General features: G+C 54.9%; 1 rRNA gene. It reads left to right on the top strand.

From position 1 onward, the window contains the following. Positions 1-100: 100 nt before the first annotated feature. Positions 101-1434: ribosomal RNA gene (locus K7I12_RS17375) — 23S ribosomal RNA — on the top strand; the annotation flags it as partial.

Here is a 1434-nt window from a genome sequence, read left to right as displayed (position 1 = left end):
GCTCTTTAACAATGTGAATCAAGCTGACAAATTTGAGATACGACTCAAGCGTATCCGGCAATTGTCGTGTGAAATCGCACCAGACCCCTTGGGGTTATAGGGTCAAGCGATTAAGCGCATACGGTGGATGCCTAGGCAGCCAGAGGCGATGAAAGACGTGGAAGCCTGCGATAAGGCTCGGTGAGGTGGCAAACGACCTGTGACCCGGGCATGTCTGAATGGGGAAACCCACCCAGCACAAGCTGGGTATCCCACCCTGAATCCATAGGGGTGGGAGGCGAACCGGGGGAACTGAAACATCTAAGTACCCCGAGGAAAAGAAATCAACCGAGATTCCCCCAGTAGCGGCGAGCGACCGGGGAGCAGCCCTTAAGCGTCATGATTGATAGGCGAACGCGTTGGGAAGCGCGGCCATAGCGGGTGATAGCCCCGTAGCCGAAATCCGAGTGACGTGAAATCGAGTAAGTCGGGGCACGAGAAACCTTGACTGAAGACGGGGGGACCATCCTCCAAGGCTAAATACTCCTGGCTGACCGATAGTGAACCAGTACCGTGAGGGAAAGGCGAAAAGAACCCCGGCGAGGGGAGTGAAATAGATCCTGAAACCGTATGCGTACAAGCAGTGGGAGCCCCATCACTAAGCTTCTTCGTGATGTGGACCTGTCATGGCGTCCGCTTGGCGGTTAACGTTGCCTGCAACGTTCAACCGCACCAATCGAGCAGAGGTGGCTTAGTGATGGGGTGACCGCGTACCTTTTGTATAATGGGTCAGCGACTTATATTCAGTGGCGAGCTTAACCGCGTAGGGGAGGCGTAGGGAAACCGAGTCTTAACAGGGCGATGAGTCGCTGGATATAGACCCGAAACCGGGCGATCTATCCATGGCCAGGGTGAAGGTTGAGTAACATCAACTGGAGGCCCGAACCCAAGTATGTTGAAAAATGCTGGGATGAGCTGTGGATCGGAGTGAAAGGCTAATCAAGCTCGGAGATAGCTGGTTCTCCTCGAAAGCTATTTAGGTAGCGCCTCACGTATCACCGCCGGGGGTAGAGCACTGTTTCGGCTAGGGGCCCATCCCGGGTTACCAAACCGAGGCAAACTCCGAATACCGGTGAGTGCAGCGTGGGAGACACACAGCGGGTGCTAACGTCCGTTGTGAAAAGGGAAACAACCCAGACCGTCAGCTAAGGTCCCGAAATCCTGGTTAAGTGGGAAACGAGGTGGGAAGGCTTAGACAGCTAGGAGGTTGGCTTAGAAGCAGCCATCCTTTAAAGAAAGCGTAATAGCTCACTAGTCGAGTCGGCCTGCGCGGAAGATGTAACGGGGCTAAACCAGGTACCGAAGCTACGGGTATGCCTGCATCACTTAAGGCTATTCGCTTACGCGAGTGAAACGAGCGAACGCGTCCCACGAACGGTGAGTGGGTGTGCGCGC

This window comes from Halomonas sp. IOP_31, from assembly GCF_021151495.1.
Taxonomy (GTDB): domain Bacteria; phylum Pseudomonadota; class Gammaproteobacteria; order Pseudomonadales; family Halomonadaceae; genus Modicisalibacter; species Modicisalibacter zincidurans.
Note: the sequence above shows the minus strand (reverse complement) of the source record. Positions and strands in the feature narration are given on the sequence as shown.